19 protein-coding genes are annotated in these 15947 nt (G+C 62.9%); 9 read left to right on the top strand and 10 right to left on the bottom strand.

All coding sequences use genetic code 11. The annotated features are described in order from the left end of the window. Positions 1-83: 83 nt before the first annotated feature. From QRX40_RS06005 to msrB, 6 genes are all read right to left on the bottom strand, one after another. On the bottom strand, positions 84-1709 hold the full coding sequence (locus tag QRX40_RS06005; RefSeq protein ID WP_313836998.1) for a fused MFS/spermidine synthase: 1626 nt from the start codon (positions 1707-1709) through the stop codon (positions 84-86). A gap of 261 nt (positions 1710-1970) precedes the next feature. Continuing rightward, positions 1971-2354 (bottom strand): 50S ribosomal protein L20, encoded by a 384-nt coding sequence (rplT, locus tag QRX40_RS06000; RefSeq protein WP_015021618.1) that lies wholly within the window; start codon positions 2352-2354, stop codon positions 1971-1973. Positions 2355-2402: 48 nt separating this feature from the next. Further along, positions 2403-2597, bottom strand: coding sequence for a 50S ribosomal protein L35 (gene rpmI, locus QRX40_RS05995; protein ID WP_015021617.1), 195 nt, complete (start codon positions 2595-2597; stop codon positions 2403-2405). Beyond that, complete coding sequence (gene infC, locus QRX40_RS05990; RefSeq protein ID WP_029676114.1) at positions 2578-3249, bottom strand: translation initiation factor IF-3; 672 nt, start codon at positions 3247-3249, stop codon at positions 2578-2580. The genes rpmI and infC overlap by 20 nt, the downstream gene beginning before the upstream one ends. A 236-nt stretch (positions 3250-3485) precedes the next feature. After that, positions 3486-5375: an asparagine synthase (glutamine-hydrolyzing) gene (asnB, locus tag QRX40_RS05985; RefSeq protein WP_313836990.1), complete on the bottom strand. Its 1890-nt coding sequence runs from the start codon at positions 5373-5375 to the stop codon at positions 3486-3488. Positions 5376-5511: 136 nt separating this feature from the next. Then, the gene (gene msrB / locus QRX40_RS05980; protein ID WP_313836988.1) at positions 5512-6489 is read right to left on the bottom strand and encodes a peptide-methionine (R)-S-oxide reductase MsrB; all 978 of its coding nucleotides are present in this window, start codon (positions 6487-6489) and stop codon (positions 5512-5514) included. A 188-nt stretch (positions 6490-6677) separates the two neighbouring features. Here msrB and QRX40_RS05975 point away from each other — a divergent pair, with 188 nt between their 5' ends. The 5 genes from QRX40_RS05975 (at position 6678) to gap (ending at position 10260) form a co-directional block, all read left to right on the top strand. Beyond that, positions 6678-7415 (top strand): AzlC family ABC transporter permease, encoded by a 738-nt coding sequence (locus tag QRX40_RS05975; protein WP_313836986.1) that lies wholly within the window; start codon positions 6678-6680, stop codon positions 7413-7415. Then, positions 7412-7768 carry an AzlD domain-containing protein gene (locus tag QRX40_RS05970; RefSeq protein WP_313836984.1) on the top strand — a complete coding sequence of 119 codons (357 nt, stop codon included), beginning with the start codon at positions 7412-7414 and terminating at the stop codon, positions 7766-7768. Before QRX40_RS05975 ends, QRX40_RS05970 begins: the two co-directional genes overlap by 4 nt. Positions 7769-7809: 41 nt before the next feature. Further along, positions 7810-8568, top strand: coding sequence for a thiamine diphosphokinase (locus QRX40_RS05965; protein ID WP_313836982.1), 759 nt, complete (start codon positions 7810-7812; stop codon positions 8566-8568). 42 nt (positions 8569-8610) lie between these two features. Next, positions 8611-9015, top strand: coding sequence for an arsenate reductase family protein (locus QRX40_RS05960; RefSeq protein WP_045924129.1), 405 nt, complete (start codon positions 8611-8613; stop codon positions 9013-9015). A 189-nt stretch (positions 9016-9204) separates the two neighbouring features. Next, complete coding sequence (gene gap / locus QRX40_RS05955) at positions 9205-10260, top strand: type I glyceraldehyde-3-phosphate dehydrogenase (RefSeq protein ID WP_313836979.1); 1056 nt, start codon at positions 9205-9207, stop codon at positions 10258-10260. 73 nt (positions 10261-10333) lie between these two features. Here the strand turns inward: gap and QRX40_RS05950 are convergent, their stop codons facing one another. After that, positions 10334-10930, bottom strand: a complete 597-nt coding sequence (locus tag QRX40_RS05950) for a VTT domain-containing protein (RefSeq protein ID WP_313836977.1) — start codon at positions 10928-10930, stop codon at positions 10334-10336. Positions 10931-11006: 76 nt separating this feature from the next. Between QRX40_RS05950 and ybaK the strand changes: the two genes are divergently transcribed. Further along, entirely contained in the window at positions 11007-11513 is a 507-nt protein-coding gene (ybaK, locus tag QRX40_RS05945; protein ID WP_101432160.1) for a Cys-tRNA(Pro) deacylase, read from the top strand. Between the two features lie 20 nt (positions 11514-11533). On the opposite strand, the gene QRX40_RS05940 is transcribed toward ybaK, so the two are convergent. Beyond that, the gene (locus tag QRX40_RS05940) at positions 11534-12601 is read right to left on the bottom strand and encodes a 4-hydroxy-3-methylbut-2-enyl diphosphate reductase (protein WP_313836974.1); all 1068 of its coding nucleotides are present in this window, start codon (positions 12599-12601) and stop codon (positions 11534-11536) included. A 172-nt stretch (positions 12602-12773) separates the two neighbouring features. Here QRX40_RS05940 and QRX40_RS05935 point away from each other — a divergent pair, with 172 nt between their 5' ends. Then, on the top strand, positions 12774-13742 hold the full coding sequence (locus tag QRX40_RS05935) for an aldose 1-epimerase family protein (protein WP_156147905.1): 969 nt from the start codon (positions 12774-12776) through the stop codon (positions 13740-13742). Between the two features lie 85 nt (positions 13743-13827). Further along, positions 13828-13902, top strand: a complete 75-nt coding sequence (locus tag QRX40_RS08770; RefSeq protein ID WP_099327425.1) for a 50S ribosomal protein bL37 — start codon at positions 13828-13830, stop codon at positions 13900-13902. A gap of 155 nt (positions 13903-14057) precedes the next feature. On the opposite strand, the gene QRX40_RS05930 is transcribed toward QRX40_RS08770, so the two are convergent. Beyond that, positions 14058-14345, bottom strand: coding sequence for a hypothetical protein (locus QRX40_RS05930; RefSeq protein ID WP_313836971.1), 288 nt, complete (start codon positions 14343-14345; stop codon positions 14058-14060). Between the two features lie 39 nt (positions 14346-14384). Beyond that, a complete protein-coding gene (locus QRX40_RS05925) occupies positions 14385-15005 on the bottom strand; it encodes a sigma-70 family RNA polymerase sigma factor (RefSeq protein ID WP_313837041.1) in 621 nt (206 codons plus the stop codon). 154 nt (positions 15006-15159) lie between these two features. Between QRX40_RS05925 and QRX40_RS05920 the strand changes: the two genes are divergently transcribed. After that, the gene (locus QRX40_RS05920; protein WP_313836970.1) at positions 15160-15918 is read left to right on the top strand and encodes an exonuclease domain-containing protein; all 759 of its coding nucleotides are present in this window, start codon (positions 15160-15162) and stop codon (positions 15916-15918) included. Positions 15919-15947 lie beyond the last annotated feature (29 nt).

Raw genomic sequence — 15947 nt, 5'->3', positions numbered from 1 at the left:
AGGCCATATTCTAGCGCTCAGCTCCCCTCTTCCCGTGCTTCCAACGCGCCTGGGATCGAGATGGCCGATATCAAGATGGCCGATCAAGAGACCTCCTGGATCAGCCCCTGGATCCCTTTTTGCTGGAGAATCCGCCGGTAGGGGCCGGCCTCCCTGCTGATGATTCGGTCGATGGCATGCATGCCCAGCAGCTCCACCGGCGCATTGTCATCGGTCAATACCCTCCCCCTGGCATTCCCAACCGTACCCAGACGGGAGCTGACCTGCGCCATCATCCCGGACAGGTCCGGATCAGGGCTGACCCTGGCGGCAGCCTCCGCCAACAGGTCGGAACCCGGGTAGTCCCCCATCGCCGCCTTCTTGCCCTGGCTATCCCCTCCTGATCCCGAGCAATTCCCGGAAGAGGGGCGGCGCGCAAAGAGCTCGCGGTTGGTGGTCTGGGGCACGTCGGCCGTCAGGATGGCATCGGATCCGAAGACCCTGGTGATGGTGTTGGTCAGGGCCGCATTGATGGACCCCTGACCGTCGTCGATCATGTTCATGTTGACCACCATGACCCCGCCAGGATTCAGGTGATTCCTGACCAGGGTGAAGAACTCGGTGGAGCTCATCTGGAAGGGGATGGTGATGTCCTGATAGGCATCGACCATGATCAGGTCGTAGCGCTGGCCACTGGCCGCCAGCCAGGCCCGGCCGTCATAGGTGGAAACCGGGATGTCGGCGGGCTGATCAAAATACTTGATGGCCAGGTTGCTGATGGCCTGGTCGATCTCCACCCCCTGGACGGCCATCCTGGGATAGTACCGCCTCAGCTGCCGGGCATAGGTCCCGGTCCCCATGCCCAGGATCAGGGCCGAGCGGGCCTGATCAGCCATGAGCGGCGCAGCCAGGGCCGTGTCGTAGTACATGCCGGTCATTCCGGGATGCTTCATGGTGACCGACTGAACGCCGAAGAGGACGTTGGTGGAAAGGATGGTTCTGTCCGCCAGGGTTTTGACCTGCAGGTAGTTGTAGATGGACTCGCCCTCGTAGGCCAGGCCCTTCTCCCAGAAGGCGAACCCCGTCATCGGCGACAGGGCGGCCGAGACCACAAAGGCCACCGTGGCTAGAAGGCAGGCCAGGCGGTGGGCATGGGAGGAAAGGAAGTAGATCAAGGCCACCAGGAGCAGTATCCCGGAGAAGATCAGAAAGGTGACGAAGGTCCCCACGGCCGGGATGGTCACAAAGGTGGGCAGGAAGGTGCCCAGGATGGATCCTACGGTATTGCAGGCGCTGAGCCGGCCGACCACCGAAGCGTTGTCGTCCAGGGAGTCGGTGGCGCTCTTGACCAGGCCGGGGGTGATGGTCCCCAGGAGGAAGAGGGGCGGGACAAAGATGATCAGGCAGGAGATGAAGGCCGCCAGGACCAGGAAGTTGGTGGAGACGGCCACGATCAGCAGCCCCGAGATCAGGATGATCAGATACTTGCCGACCAGGGGGATCAGGGCGATCCAGACCGCCGCGGCCATAATGCACAGGTAGAGCCTGTCCGGGTCAGGGTTCCGGTCGGCCCAGCGGCCGCCGACGACGGCCCCTAGGGCCAGGGCGATCATGATGGTCCCGATGATGATGGTCCATACGATCTGTGAGGACGAGAAGTAAGGAGCCAGCAGGCGGGAGGCCCCCAGCTCGGCGGCCATGACGGCCATCCCCGAGAAGAACTCCGTCACATAGAGAAAGATCCGAGACCGCAAAATAGGGCGCGACTGATTGATTCTGGCCCTTTTGGATGTACCGCTGCTCGGTGACTGACTGGCCTGACCTGCCGATGCTGGCGAGACAGCCGATGCGTCTGCGCTGTGATCACTGTTCATGGCGGCTCCCGGCATCATTGTCGTCAATCAACTTACCGTCCCCATGAGGAATGGTCAAATATGCAAAGAACCCCGCGAAAGGCGAGGTTCTTGCAGTAGGGTGTTCAGGTCCGCTGATCAGGCAGCGACCGGAGCGTTCACATCGGCAGGCAGGGCCTTCTTGGCCTCAGCCACGATGGCGTTGAAGGTGTCGATGTCGTTGACGACCAGGTCGGCCAGGGCGCGGCGATCCAGCTCGATGCCGGCCAGGCGCAGCCCCTGGATAAAGCGGTTGTAGGTGATTCCCTGGGCGCGGCATCCGGCGTTGATGCGCTGGATCCACAGCTTGCGGAAGTCGCCCTTGCGGGCCTTGCGGTCCCGGAAGTTGTATGTATATGAATGAAGCAGCTGCTCCTTGGCCTTGCGGTAGAGACGGGAGCGCTGGCCACGGTAGCCTGACGCCCGCTCCAGGACGACCCGACGCTTCTTATGCGCGTTGACTGCCCGCTTGACTCGTGCCATAGATATTCCTCAGCTTTCTAAAATCTCACTCGACGCGACAGCACCCGCTCAGCGGGCCAGCATCCTCTTCATGTTCTTGGACTGGGTCGGAGCGAGCACCTCGTCAGTGGACAGGTGACGACGCTTCTTGGCCGACTTGTGCTCCAGATTGTGGCGCATACCGGTCCCGGCGTGCATGAGCTTGCCCGAACCCGTGGTCCGGACGCGCTTGGATGCGGCGGAGTTACTTTTCATCTTCGGCATTGCTGCCCTCCTTGGATTTCATCTGCTTGGGAGAAGTATTGTTGTCGGCCTTGGCAGCCAGATGGGCCGCCTGACGGGCCTTGCGCTCGGCACGGGCCTGGCCGCCCCGCCGACGCTGCTCGGACTGGGTGTGGACCTTCTTGCCCTTGGGCGACAGGGTCATGATGATGTTGCGCCCCTCCTGCTTGGGGGCGAACTCGATGGAGCCCAGATCCGCGACGTCGTCAGCCAGCTTGCGCAGGAGCTCCACGCCGCCGATGGGCCGGGACTGCTCGCGCCCACGCAGCATGATGGTGACCTTGACCTTGTCTCCGGCGGACAGGAAGCGGCGCACGTGCCCCTCCTTGACCTCGAAGTCGTGGTCGTCGATCTTCAATCTGAAGCGGATCTCCTTGATCTCCGACATGCTCTGATTGCGGCGCGCCTCACGAGCCTTGATCTTCTCGTTGTATTTGAACTTGCCGTAATCAATGAGCTTGGCGACCGGAGGCTTGGCCTTGGGCGCAACCTCGACCAGGTCAAGGTTGGCCTCCTTGGCCAGGTTGAGGGCGACGGAGGTCGCAATGATTCCCACCTGCTCGCCGTTGGGACCGATCAGGCGTACCTGAGACACTCGTATATCGTCGTTAATCCTTGGTTCGTCGCTAATGATGACTCCTTCTCAAATACCACAACATCCACTGCCTGGCGAAGAACCCATAGGTTTCGAACATGACCGTCGCCGCTGTATGGCAACGAAACCGCCAATGCCTGCACCGTACGTAATGACGGGCAACCGTCATCGGCGCAGGTCGAACCCGAAGCCATGGAAGGCTCCCAGGTGGGATCATCCGCTTTCTTGATTTCTCAAGCCGAATAGCAGTATAACACAGGCCTCAGGACAGACCACTAGGCTTGAAGGTCCAGCAGCTCCGGCTTGGTTCCGTCGTGGATGAAGTAGACGTCATACCAGGTCAGGAAGGAGTAGACGGTCCAGATCTTGCGGCGGGCGTCGTTGCGCTTGGCGTAGTTGTCGTCCAGCATGCGCAGCAAGGCCTTCTGGTCGAAGAACTCGGAGACCCATTCCTGCTCGAACATGCTGCGGACCAGCCGGTAGTAACGCTCCTGATGCAGCCAGTCCCGGATGGGCACGGGGAAGCCCAACTTCTCCCTGGCGGACCACTCCCGGGGAATATGGCGGTCTGCAGCCTTGCGGAAGGCGAACTTGGTGTTCTGATCAGTGATCAGGTATTTGGTAGGCACCTTCTCGGCCACATCCATCAGCTTGCGGTCCAGCAGAGGCACCCGCAGCTCCAGGGAGTGGGCCATGGTCATCTTGTCGGCCTTGAGCAGGATGTCCCCGGGCATCCACTGATGCATGTCCAGGTACTGCTTCTTCTTGAGCTCGGACAGGCTGCGCCCCTTGAGCCGGGCGTAGATTCGCCCAGTGATCTCACAGACACGGGGAGCCTTGCGGTAGGCCGGTTTGAGCAGTCTGCCGGCCTCGTCCTCGTCGAAGACCTTGGCCTGGCCGATGAAGCTCTCCTCGGCAGGGGCCAGGTTGGCATAGAGGTGCCAGGCCCCGTGGAAGTGCTTGCCCTTGGCCCAGCGTCCGATGGCATACCGGGCCTTGCGGGGCAGACGGCCCAGGAGGCGGGTGACATCCTTGATGATACGCGAGCGCGTATGCACGCCGTAATCTACGTAGCCTGCGAAGAGCTCGTCGGCGCCCTCCCCGCTCAGGACCACGCGCAGGTCCCGGCTGGCCAGCTCGGAAAGGAAGAAGAGCGGCACGCAGGAGGGATTGGAGTCAGGTTCGTCCATATACCACTGAATCTGCGGGAAATAGCTGAAAGCCTGGTCGCCGTCCAGGGACTCGGTGGTGTTGTTGAGCTTGAGTATGGAGGCCAGCTCGCCAGCCTGGTCGGACTCGTTGTAGGTCCCCTTGCCGAAGCCGATCGAATAGGTGTGCCGGGGGCGTGCCAAGGCTGCGACATAGCTGGAGTCCACCCCGGAGGAGAGGAAGGAGCCCACCTCCACATCGGCCACCTGGTGCGCCTTGACCGAATCCTGGACGGTCTGGTCGATGGAGTCGACCAGGTCCTTCAGATCCTGCTTGCTCTCCCCAAAGGCCGGGTCATAATACTGGTGGATGTCCATCTTCCCGTCCCGGAAGGTGAACCAATGGCCCTCGGGAAGCTTGAATACGCCCTTGAAGAAGGTCTCCGGAAGCGCCGGGTACTGGAAGGTCATGTAGGGACGCAGGGCCTGGGTGTTGAGCTCCTTGTGGAAGTCCGGATGCTGCAGGAGGCTCTTGATCTCCGAGGCGTACATGAAGGTGCCGCCCATCCGGGCGTAATAGAAGGGCTTGATGCCGAAGTGGTCCCGGGCCCCGAAGAGTTCGCCGCGGCCGCGGTCCCAGATGACGAAGGCGAACATGCCGCGCAGGCGGTTGACCACCTGGTGGCCCCACTGCTCGTAGCCGTGCAGGATGACCTCGGTGTCGGACTCGGTGGAGAAGGTGTGCCCCAGGTCGATCAGCTGGCGGCGCAGTTCACGGTAGTTGTAGATCTCCCCGTTCATGGTGATGGCCATGGAGGAGTCCTCGTTGAAGATGGGCTGGTCGCCGCCCTGCAGGTCGATGATGCTCAGGCGCCGAAAGCCCAGGGCCACCCGCTCATCGACGAAATGCCCCTCGTTGTCGGGGCCTCGGTGGGCGATGATGTCCGTCATCCGCTTGAGCACGGCCGTTTTTTCCTCGGCAGAGGTGTCGTTGACGAACCCAGCAATTCCGCACATTGGCATGACTCCTTATCAATCCACCAGCAGTCCACAATAGCCTAAAAGGGCAACAGGGAACAGACCGGCCTCACACGTGGACTGCGCCGGAACCCCATGGGTCAGAAGCTCCGGCGTGTCACTGGAGGCAGAACGGTCAACGGCTAACTTGGTCTACCAAGGGCAGGTAGTCGCCGTAGCCCTCCTCCTCCATCCGGTCCCGCGGCACGAACCGCAGGGCGGCGGAGTTCATGCAGTAGCGCTGCCCGCCACGGTCGGCAGGGCCGTCGTCGAAGACGTGTCCCAGATGGATGCCGGTCTGTGCCGTCCGCACCTCAATCCGGGGCCGGCCCAGCAGCTTGTAGTCCTTGCGGTTGACCAGCAGGTCGGGATCGATGGGCTTGGTGAATGCCGGCCAGCCGCAGCCCGAGTCGTACTTGTCCGCCGAGGAGAAGAGCGGCTGTCCACTGACCACGTCCACATAGATGCCCGGGCGGAACTCCCCGTCGTAGGCGTTGGTGAAAGGCCTCTCGGTGGCCGAGTGCTGGGTGACCTCGTAGCTTTCAGGGTCCAGGGACCAGATGCGCTCGATATAGCGCTGGCGGGAGGCGGCGTTGGCGATGGCCTCCAGAGGGATGTGGCAGTATCCGCCGGGGTTCTTGAGCAGATAGTCCTGGTGGGACTCCTCCGCCGGATAAAAGTTGATCAGGGCTTCCACCTGCACAGCGGGGTGACGGCCGGTCCTGCGCTCCAGCTCATCCAGGGCGCGGCGGAAGACGGGCTCCTCCTGCTCGCGATGCTCGGGATCCCAGTAGAGGCCGCTGCGATACTGCCTGCCCCGGTCGTTGCCCTGCCGATCCACCGAGAAGGGGTCGATCAGATCCAGCAGAAGCAGGGTCAGGGTCCGCAGACTGACGCTCTGGGGATCATAGGTCAGCCGCACGCTTTCCACGGCGTCGGTGACACCGCTGCAGACCTGCTCATAGCTGGGGTTGGGCACTGTGGACTGGGCGTATCCCACCTGGGTGTCGGTGATCCCGTCCACCTCCTGGAAGAACCGCTCAATGCCCCAGAAACATCCCCCTGCCAGGACGACCGTGGCCGGGTTGTTGGTCGAAATCTTGTTCTTGTCCATGATTCCTCCTCGCATACCGGTGCCTATCGCTAGGTTCAACAGGAGCGGGAGAGCGCCTATTCCACGCCCGTCCCGTCTTGACAGCCTTCTCACATTGTCGACCAGCCTATCCCCGCGGCGCGAGAGAGGATTATCATTGCTGACCATTCCCCAAACGAAGTCACCCAAACGAAGTCAGGAGGCGGTTCATGCAGCGAGTGCAGGAAGACGCTGACGAAGACGCGGAGTCCTCCGGAACCATCCTGGGCTCCCTGGCTGCGGCCTTCCCACGGACCCTGCCCATCATGGCCGGTTTCCTGGTTCTGGGGATCTCCTACGGTTTTCTGATGACCAGCCGTGGCTTCCCGGTGGTCTACCCGGTGGCCATGAGCGCCCTGATCTATGCCGGGTCCATGGAGTTCGTGACCGTTGACCTGCTCATGTCAACCTTCAACCCCTGGGGCGCGCTGATGCTGACCCTGATGGTCAATGCACGCCACCTCTTCTACGGCCTGGCCATGCTGCCGGTCTTTCGAGGGACGGGCCGGAAGAAGCCCTACCTGATCTTCGGCATGTGCGATGAGACCTTCGCCCTGGAGTCCGCCGATCCTCACCCGGCCGGGACCGACAAGGGCTGGTACCTCTTCTTCGTCACCCTGCTCGACCAGATCTACTGGGTGGGCGGCGCCACCCTGGGCGCCGTGCTGGGCAACCTGGCCAACTTCGACACCAGGGGGCTGGATTTCGTGCTGACCGCCATGTTCCTGGTCCTCTTTCTTGAGCAGTGGCGGCAGGCCGAGGCCCGCCTGCCTGCCATGATCGGTCTGCTGGCCTCCTTGGCCTGCCTGCTGGTCTTCGGACCTGAGCGGTTCATCATCCCGTCCATGGTGGTCATCCTGGCCATCTTCATCCTCTTGGACTTCCACAGCCAAAGGGAGGCCTCATGACCGCCGCGCAGCAACTGATCACCATAGGCATTGTGGTTCTGGGAACCATGGCCACCAGATTCCTGCCCTTCATCATCTGGCCGGAGGGGCGTCGGCCGCCGGCCCTGGTGACCAGGCTGGGACGTCTGCTGCCCGCCGCCGTCATGGGGCTGCTGGTGGTCTATTCGTTGAGGCACACCAACCTGGCCGGAGGAGACCACGGGCTCTACGAGGCCCTGGCCCTGCTGGTCACGACCCTGGTCCACCTGCGCTGGCGGAACATGATGGTCAGCATCGCCTGCGGCACACTGACCTACATGGCCTTGGTGCAGGGGTGGCTGAGCTTCCTGGTCGGTCTGGCTGGTCTGGGATGATGGAGACGCCTTCAAGGGACGAGCGCAGAAAGAAGACTCTTATGCAGGATGACGGTCAGTCGGGCGAGACTGTCCAAGCACCGCTCTGCAGGATCTGGGGCGCAGGACAGTACTTTGGCGAAGAGACGGCACGCGGCGGTCAGGCCCTGGTCATCGCAGCGGACGGAGGGCTGGAGCCGGCCCTGGAGCACGGGGACGAGCCCGAGCTGGTCGTGGGCGACTTCGATTCCCTGCCCGCTGGCAGCCGGAAGCTGCGCACGGACATCCCCCGCCGCGTCCTGCCTGCCGAAAAGGACGACACAGACCTGCTGGCCGCGGTCAAGGTGGGTTGGCAGCACGGTTGCCGACGGTTCCTTATATATGGTGGCCTGGGCGGACGCATGGACCACACGCTGGCCAATCTGAACCTGATCCATCTGATCGCCGCCAGCGGGGGCCGGGCCGAACTCTGGGGTCAGGGGATGCTGGTCACGGCCCTTGGCCCTGGAAGCCTGGACTTCCCCGCCTGGAACTGCCCGCCCAGATCCATGGTCTCCGTCCTGGCCGCCGACGACCAGGCTCTGGGCGTGGTCGAGCAGGGCCTCAAATACCAGACGGATGGCATGACCATGACCAACCAGGAGGTGACCGGCGTCAGCAACGAGTTCCTGCCCGGCAGACCGGCCCACATAGGTCTGAAACAGGGAGCGGTATTCGTCACCTACCCCACCTCGGCGCCTCAGCCGGTCTGGAGCACCAGCCTGGAGCCCAGGGCCGACCTGGGCTCCCTGGAGACACGGCCCTCCCGGCGGCTGGCCTGAGCCCCTTTTTGACTTGAAACCCCACTTTGGAAAGGAAAAACTATGACAGCATCACCTACAGCCCAGCACCCGCTCTTCATCTGCTACAGCCGTTGCTCAACCTGCGCCAAGGCCCGCACCTGGCTGCGCGACCACAATGTGGACTTCACCGAGCGCGACATCAAGGAGGACCGCCCCACCCAGGAGGAACTGACCGCCTGGCTGGACATGAGCGGCCTGCCCGTCCGACGATTCTTCAATACCTCGGGCCAGGCCTATCGCAGCCAGGGCTTAAGCAAACGGCTGCCGCAGATGGACACGGAACAGGCTCTGCAGCTGCTGTCCACCGACGGCATGCTGGTCAAGCGTCCCATCCTGCTGGATGGCCGGCATGTCCTGGTAGGATTCCGTCAGCAGCAGTGGGAGGATTGGCTGGCCGATACGAACGAAAATCCTCACAATTCATGATCGTTTTGTTGCGCAAACAGACAACAGAACCTACCAATTTTTTTGTTCGTTTTTTCCTTGGCAGAACCCGCGTTATCGCTTGCTATAAGTACACGGGGTTCTATAAACTGTGAGATGTTATCAGTAATCGGCCATATACGGTCCGGTATTTTTTGTGCTGTATACGGCCAATCTCCAAGGGAGAATTGAATGACAGTAAAGATTGGCATCAACGGATTCGGACGTATCGGTCGTCTGGCCTTCCGGCGCATCTTTGAGCTCCAGGCCCGTGGCGGCGACGCCTCCAACATCGAGGTTGCCGCCATCAACGATCTGACCACCCCGGCCATTCTGGCCTATCTGCTCAAGTACGACAGCACCCAGGGCACCTTCCGTCACGACGACGGCACCCCTGTCTCCGTCACCTCCACCGACACCGCCATCGTGGTGGACGGCAAGGAGTACCCGGTCTATGCCGAGAAGGACGCCAACAACATCCCCTGGGTCAAGAACGACGGCGTGGACTATGTGCTGGAGTGCACCGGCTTCTACACCTCGGCCGAGAAGTCCCAGGCCCACCTGAACGCCGGAGCCAAGAAGGTTCTGATCTCCGCCCCCGCCAAGGACGACACCACGCCCACCGTGGTCTACGGCGTCAATGAGGAGACCCTGAAGTCCTCCGACAAGATCATCTCCGCCGGATCCTGCACCACCGGCTCCCTGGCCGCCATGGTCAAGATGCTGGATGACAACTTCGGCATCCGCATCGGCTACATGACCACCATCCACGCCTACACCGGCTCCCAGATGCTGCTGGACGGCCCCAAGGGCAACAAGCCGCGCAACACCCGCGCCGCCGCCATCAACACCATCGAGCACTCCACCGGTGCCGCCAAGGCCATCGGCAAGGTCGTTCCCTCCGTTGACGGCAAGCTTCAGGGCCATGCACAGCGCGTGGCCGTTCCCTCCGGCTCCGTCACCGAGCTGACCTGCGTCCTGGACAAGAAGGTCACCGTCGACGAGATCAACGACGCCGCCAAGAAGGCCTTCGAGGGCAAGGACTACTACGGCTACAACGACGAGGGCATCGTCTCCTCCGACGTGATCGGCGACACCCACGGCGGCGTCTTCGATCCCACCCAGACCGATGTCAACACCCACGGCGACGACCAGCTGGTCCGCACCGTTGCCTTCTACGACAACGAGTACGGCTTCACCAGCAACATGATCCGCACCCTGCTCTACTTCGCCAAGCTGGGCGACTGAGCATCCGGCCGGTTCTTCCGGCCATAACGATTTCGGGGTCCGTTCCCTACGGGGGCGGGCCCCTTGCTTATCATCAGCGCTTCCGTGTGAGCGCCCGCATGGCCAGGTCGCAGACCAGGCCGACGACCATGCCCGCCAGAAAGCCGAAGGCCATGACCGCCAGAGGATTGTTTTCCAGCCATGAGGCGGCCAGATACCCCAGGGTCCACATGTAGATGGACCAGAGCAGGCCGGCCAGGGCAGCCAGGGGCAGGTAACGGTTCAGCGGATACCGCGCCGCGCCGGCCGTCAGATTGACCACGGTCCGGCCCGAAGGCACGAAGCGCGAGGCCAGCGTGAAGAAGCCGCCTCCATGCAGCAGGGCCCGGTGGGCCCATGAGGTCACAGCCTTGCCTGCGGCGCCACGGAAGACGGCCAGACGATTCAGCGGGACCAGCCTCCCCAGCCCATAGGTGCAGGCGTCGCCGCCTGCGAAGGCCAGGGCGCACACCAGAAAGACCAGCACAGGCAGAGGTTGTCCCGAGGCCCGGAAGGCCGAAGCCGTGGCCAGGACCATGAGCTCCGTGGGTATGGGAATGATCAGCGCATCCAAAAAGGCGGCCAGGAAAAGCACGGCCAGCCCCCAGCCGCCCGTCACCGCATCGAGCAGCCAGGCATTGACAGCGGTCATGGACCACCCTTTCCGCGCAATGGCGCCAAAGACACCCCTCAGCCTACCAAAACGGTCAGTACCTTAGCATGGAGTCATGAGCAAGAAGAAGAGGGCGGACTCGGATGCCGCGACCCCGGCCATGGCCCAGCTGGAGCGTCAGGGGGTTCCCTTCACCATCCACGAGTATCAACACAATGCCGACCACATGGACCAGGGGTACGGCATCGAGGCCGCCAAAAAGCTGGGCCTGGACCCGCGCACGGTCTACAAGACCCTGATGGCCGACACGGGCAAGGAACGGGTCATCGGCATTGTTCCGGTGACCGGCCACCTGAACCTCAAACATCTGGCGGCTGCCGTGGGCGCCAAGAAGGCCCGCATGGCCGACAAGGCCCAGGCCGAGCGGGAGAGCGGATATGTCCTGGGCGGCATCTCACCCTTCGGCCAGCGCACCCAGCACCTGACAGTACTGGATCAGGGCGCCCTGGAATTCGACACCATCATGGTCTCCGGCGGCAAGCGCGGGATCAGCCTGGGTCTGGACCCGCGGGATCTGATCCGTGTTCTCAAGGCCAAGACCGCTCCGCTGGCCACCGACTGAGGGATCTTAGCCTTGGAAGCTCAGCCCTGCGGCTGTGGAAGCTTCCTGGATGACCGTGCGGAGCGCAGGGCCGCAGGCAGTACGAAGTGCATGTGCTCGTCAACCGCCCGGGCCCGGGTCACCTGGGTGAACCCTCGGGAGGCCAGGGTCTCCAGCACCCCCTGAACCAGGTCTTCGGGAACCGAAGCACCCGAGGTGAGCCCTACCGAATCCATGCCCTGCAGCCAGGCGGGATCCAGCTCGCCCGCATCGTCGACCCGGTGGGCCCTCTGCTCGCCCTGACCGGGAAAGCGCTCATCCAGGGCCTGACGGGCCACCTCGACCAGACGCACCGAATTGGAGGAGTTGGCCGACCCCACCACAATCATGCAGTCCGCCTGACCGGCCACCAGCTTGACCGCCTGTTGCCTGTTCTGGGTGGCATAGCAGATGTCTGAGCCTGGCGGCTCCTCTATCCAGGGGAAGCGTCGACGCAAGGCCGCAGCCAGGTCGGCGGTCTCATCCAGGCTCAGGGTGGTTTGGGTCAGCATGACCAAGGGCGTGTCGGGTCCAAAATCCAAGGTCTCAATATCGGCCTCATGCTCCACCAGATGAACCCGGTCCGGGGCCTCCCCCATGACACCCACAGCCTCGTCGTGCCCACGGTGGCCTATGTAAATGATCCGGTAGCCGTCTCGAACGAAGCGCTGGACCTCCCGGTGGACCTTGCTGACCAGGGGGCATGAGGCATCGACCACGCGCATTCCCCGCCGCTGGGCCTCCTTGACGACCGAGGGGGCGATGCCATGGGCCGAGAAGACCACAGGAACCCCGGCACGAACGGCCTGGTCAGGAATCTGATCCAGCTCGTCCACGAAGACAGCCCCCCTCTGGGCTAGATCCTCGACCACATGCCGGTTGTGCACTATTTGCCGGCGCACATAGACCGGCGGCAGCCCCTGGTGGGGGTTGTCCGCATCCAGGATGGTCTGCACGGTCTGGATGGCACGGTCCACTCCCGCGCAGAATCCGCGCGGATCAGCCAGGATGACCCGCCCATGCCCCTGCGGGGTCGGCTGTTCGCACACGGTGGTCCGAAATCCTGCCACTGCCGCTCCTTATCGATGTCCATCCGGACGGTCCCGGACATTGCAAGACCATGGTAGAAAGCCAGAACGGCTCCCGGTAGTCCATGCGCCACTCTTTCACCAAGAAGCCAAGACCGCCAAGGCGCTAGGATGGTGGCGTACCAAGCATCAACGGCACTATGGAAGTGGGAGCATGCATACGAACGAGATGATGGGCGGGGCCGTGCCCCGGACAGGACAGCAGTACAGCATCCGTCATGGGGACTACGAGGCGGTAGTGACCGAGCTGGGAGCCATCCTGCGCGTCCTGAAATACCAGGGAAAGGACCTGCTGGCCTCATTCGACCCGGATGGAACCGTACCCTGCAGCAACGGGAACGTGCTGGTCCCCTTCCCCAACCGGATCGAGGACGGCACCTACGACTTCCAGGGCCACACCTACACCCTGCCCATCGATGAGCACGACCGGCGCACCGCCATCCACGGCTACGGCTACCGCGCCTACTGGCACCTGCAGGTTCTGGCCGAAGACTCCGTCAGCCTCTCCTGGCGGGTGCCCGACATGGCCGGATACCCCTTCGACGTGGTGGTCACCGTCACCTACACCCTGGACGACCAGGGGCTGACCATGACCACCCGGGCCCTGAACCTGGGCGACGAGGCCGCGCCCTGGGCCTTCGGCATCCACCCCTGGCTGTCCAACGGCAAGCAGGGCGTCGGTGACCAGATCCAGAAGGACAACGCCCCCTGCACCCTGTCCATCCCCTGCCGCACCCACGTAGTGGTCGACCCGGACAGGCTGCTGCCCACCGGCACCGAGCCCGTCCAAGGACGGACCGATCTGCGCCAGGGCCTTGTGCTGGGCGAGGATGTGGCCTTCGACGACGCATGGACCGATGTGGAGCGGGACGACGACGGCACCTGCTCGGCCTGGTTCACCAGGCCGGACGGCATCCGCATTCAGCTCTGGGGCGATGAGACCATCACCTCCTGGCAGGTCTGCACCGGGACCGGCTTCGACGCAGGCATGCGCCCGGCAGGCGTTGCCGTGGAGCCCATGACCGCCTATGCCAATGCCTTCCGGACAGGCCGGAACCTGGTCATTCTGCAGCCTGCCGCCGTCTACACCACCCAGGTGGGATACCGGGCACAACAGCTCTGAGCGGACCGTCCGGTCGACAAAGGTCACCCCGGTGTGCGATAATCGGCAAGGCTTATCGGATCATCAGTAGCAAAGGAGTCCAATCATGGGCATGCGCGGACGCAAGCGCAGGGATCGCCGCAAGAAGGCCGCCAACCACGGCAAGAGGCCGAACACCTGATCGTCTGCCCCGGCACCAACGGTGCCGGGGTTTTGCATATATGCATAAAGAAAAACCATGGCTGCATTCGCATGACCATGATCTGTGCAATAGCCTGAATAGCCGGACAGAAGCGATCCTCTGCCAAGAAACAGGCTGGATCTGCTTGACCTTATCTACTTGTCCGTAGCGCGATCCGGGGTTCCCTGCTCCAGTTCATCCATCTGATCGAACATGTGCCTGAGCCGATCCAGCAGACAGTCCGGTGCGCATTCGGGACGCAGATACCGGCGCAGCTCCTCGATGACCATGCGCTCACGCTCGTCGCAGCAGGATTCCGGATCGAAACAGTCGCTGGGATCAACGCAGGAGGCATCCCGGTAGATGCGCAGGCTGGTGTGGGTCACCCTGACAGAGCCGCCGTCATCGTAGGCGTAGTGACTCATCTCCACGCGTCCGTCCATGCTCCTGCCCGCTTCCTGATACCCGATCTTCGGGGGCCCTCAATGCCCCTTGTTGCTGATCTCTTTTTTTATACTAGGCCCGGCAGCACCAGTGCCATGGTGTTCCGCTGAGGGCTTGCCTGCAGCCTCACGCTCCTGCTGGTAGCCGCGCTCCTGGGCATAGCGCTCCAGCTCCTGGCGCAACTGCGAGCGCGCACGGTTCAGCCGGCTCATGACCGTGCCGATCTTGATGCCCTCCTCGTCGGCCACCTGCTGATAGCTCTTGCCATCGATGGCAGCATCGATGAAGACCCGTCGGCGTTCCGGGCTGAGCCGGTCCAGGGCTGCCATGATCTCCTCAGGGGCAAAGGTCTCCATGTACTCCTGCTCGGCGGATTTGAGCCCCTCGGACCCGTGCTCCGAGGCCGAGTAGATGTCCCAGTCGTTGTACTCGCCCGTCGAGTCGTTGGCCCTTTGCGGACGCCGCTTGGCCTTATGGTATTGGTTGAAGTAGGCATTGCGTTCGATGGTGGTCATCCAGGCCTCGAAGTTGCTGCCGGGCTGGAAGCGGTCGAAAGCCTTGAATCCGCGCTCGAAAGTGTCCTGGACCAGATCCTGGGCGTCCTCCGGGTTGTTGGTCAGGCGCATTGCCTGGCGGTAGAGCACATCCACCGCAGGCATGGCCAGGGCCTCGAATTGACGTTTTCTGCTTTCGAGTTCGCTGGTATCTGCCACAACCCCTATTGTGCCATCCCCCCTCGCCCGTGGCGGTTTCGACCCGGTCGCGGGCCGGTCGGTCCTCGGTTACCATAATGACGAAGGAGAAATCACGCTTATGGAAAACACCGAGTACACAAGCATGGAGCAGGCGCTCGCGTCCGCCCCGCAACAGGAGGGGTCGACTCGCCTTGGGGACTCCTGGCTTCTGGGGTTCGACACCGAGACCACGGGCACCAAGCCAGGCAAGGACGGCATCGTTTCGGCCAGCCTGGTTCTGCGCGACCCGACCAAGGGCTACTCAGGGGACGTCGTAGCCACTTGGATAGTCAATCCGCACCGACATATCAGCAAGGGGGCCAGCAGGGTCAACGGGTTCACCGATGAGCAGCTGGCCACCGAGGGCATGGAGCCTGAGCTGGCCACCGAGCAGATGGCCGTGCTCATCGCCCGCGCCCAGGACAAGCGCATCCCCCTGCTGGCCTACAACGCGCCCTTTGACGTACAGATGCTGGATGGGGACATCGCCCACTGGTGCGCGCAGTCAGTCAAACCGCTGAGCGAGGGGGACCTGCTGGTAGTGGACCCTCTGGTCCTGGACAGGGAGATCTCCCACCGGTCGGGCCGCCGCACCCTGGGGCTGACCAGCGAGTACTACGGCGTCATCCCCCATGGCAACTTCCACAATGCCACGGCCGATACGGTGGCTGCCGTGGACCTGATCAAGCCCATGACCACCCTCTTCCCCCAGGTGGCCCGAATCACCATGGATTCCCTTATGGACTGGCAGCGGCAGGCGCAGGCCAAGTGGCGGGAACAGTTCAACCAGCACCTGATCTCCCAGGGGCGCCGTCCAGTCACCGACTCCTGGCTCTGAAGCCCAGCTCCCAGGCCGATCCGCTACCT

This window comes from Bifidobacterium sp. H6bp9, from assembly GCF_032193695.1.
GTDB classification, from domain to species: Bacteria; Actinomycetota; Actinomycetes; order Actinomycetales; family Bifidobacteriaceae; genus Bombiscardovia; species Bombiscardovia kimbladii.
The sequence above is the reverse complement of the archived record's forward strand: the minus strand, read 5'-3'. Positions and strand labels throughout refer to the sequence as shown.

Excerpts from the sequence above, each read along its gene's own strand:
- QRX40_RS05970 (WP_313836984.1), top strand. The coding sequence starts at position 7,412 with ATGACCGCCGCGCAGCAACTGATCACCATAGGCATTGTGGTTCTGGGA.
- asnB (WP_313836990.1), bottom strand. The coding sequence starts at position 5,375 with ATGTGCGGAATTGCTGGGTTCGTCAACGACACCTCTGCCGAGGAAAAA.
- rplT (WP_015021618.1), bottom strand. The coding sequence starts at position 2,354 with ATGGCACGAGTCAAGCGGGCAGTCAACGCGCATAAGAAGCGTCGGGTC.
- QRX40_RS05950 (WP_313836977.1), bottom strand. The coding sequence starts at position 10,930 with ATGACCGCTGTCAATGCCTGGCTGCTCGATGCGGTGACGGGCGGCTGG.
- ybaK (WP_101432160.1), top strand. The coding sequence starts at position 11,007 with ATGAGCAAGAAGAAGAGGGCGGACTCGGATGCCGCGACCCCGGCCATG.
- QRX40_RS05920 (WP_313836970.1), top strand. The coding sequence starts at position 15,160 with ATGGAAAACACCGAGTACACAAGCATGGAGCAGGCGCTCGCGTCCGCC.
- QRX40_RS05935 (WP_156147905.1), top strand. The coding sequence starts at position 12,774 with ATGCATACGAACGAGATGATGGGCGGGGCCGTGCCCCGGACAGGACAG.
- gap (WP_313836979.1), top strand. The coding sequence starts at position 9,205 with ATGACAGTAAAGATTGGCATCAACGGATTCGGACGTATCGGTCGTCTG.
- QRX40_RS05930 (WP_313836971.1), bottom strand. The coding sequence starts at position 14,345 with ATGGACGGACGCGTGGAGATGAGTCACTACGCCTACGATGACGGCGGC.
- msrB (WP_313836988.1), bottom strand. The coding sequence starts at position 6,489 with ATGGACAAGAACAAGATTTCGACCAACAACCCGGCCACGGTCGTCCTG.
- QRX40_RS05975 (WP_313836986.1), top strand. The coding sequence starts at position 6,678 with ATGCAGCGAGTGCAGGAAGACGCTGACGAAGACGCGGAGTCCTCCGGA.
- QRX40_RS05965 (WP_313836982.1), top strand. The coding sequence starts at position 7,810 with ATGCAGGATGACGGTCAGTCGGGCGAGACTGTCCAAGCACCGCTCTGC.
- QRX40_RS05925 (WP_313837041.1), bottom strand. The coding sequence starts at position 15,005 with ATGCCTGCGGTGGATGTGCTCTACCGCCAGGCAATGCGCCTGACCAAC.
- rpmI (WP_015021617.1), bottom strand. The coding sequence starts at position 2,597 with ATGCCGAAGATGAAAAGTAACTCCGCCGCATCCAAGCGCGTCCGGACC.
- QRX40_RS05960 (WP_045924129.1), top strand. The coding sequence starts at position 8,611 with ATGACAGCATCACCTACAGCCCAGCACCCGCTCTTCATCTGCTACAGC.